This window comes from Niastella soli (assembly GCF_017742245.1).
GTDB lineage: Bacteria > Bacteroidota > Bacteroidia > Chitinophagales > Chitinophagaceae > Niastella > Niastella soli.
Genome location: NZ_JAGHKO010000008.1, coordinates 1 through 802, shown reverse-complemented (window position 1 = coordinate 802; position 802 = coordinate 1). Strand labels below are relative to the sequence as shown.

The 802-nt window shown below is 47.5% G+C and carries 1 protein-coding gene; it reads right to left on the bottom strand.

Annotated features, from left to right (window positions below; genetic code table 11):
- On the bottom strand, window positions 1-802 hold an 802-nt coding region (locus J7I42_RS24260; protein ID WP_236065577.1), incomplete at both ends, for an AMP-binding enzyme.

Sequence of the window (802 nt, the reverse complement as noted above, 5' to 3'; positions counted from 1 at the left end):
TATTCCTGCTGCCATTCACTCCCATTTTGTTTATAATGCATGCGAAGACCATCGTGGTGTGTTACTAAAAAGCGCAGCACGGTATTTAGTTCTTCTTCTGTAATGCTTTTATCAATTTGTAGTAAAATGTCCTGGTTGAAATGATTTATGCCGTCCTGCTGTTGCTGGAGGAACCATTGCTGAATAGGCAGCAGTCCACTGCTGCCACTTAATATACCCTGTTCATGATGCTGGTTCTTCGTTTGCAGTTGTCCGGTTATTACGGCAGCCAGTGTGGCAATGGTTTGATGCATGAACACATTCCTGGGCAGGATGTTATAGCCAAGACGCCTGGCCCTGTTCACCAGTTGTATACTTATAATGGAGTCGCCGCCCCTTTCAAAAAAATTATCGTGGATGCTGACCTTGTCAATGCCTAGCAGTTGCTGCCAGATTGCTGCGATGGACCGCTCTGTTTCGTTTCTGGGTGCTTCATAGTTTGAGCTGATGTCAGCGCTGATGTCCCATTCACTTAACCTGCGACGGTCTATCTTTCCATTCGCTGTCAGCGGCAGCTCTTCCAGGGCTACGATCACCGACGGTACCATGTATTCAGGCAAACGGCTGCGTAGATACTGCCATGCCTTTTCCTTATCCCATCGATCACTGCTCATTACATAGGCCACCAGTTGTTTGTGCTGCTGCGCTTCTTCTCTTATCACAACTACAGCCTGTTGTATACCTGCAACCTGTTGCAATACAGATTCAATCTCGCCCAGCTCTATTCGGTATCCCCTGATCTTCACCTGTTCGTCCCTTCTGC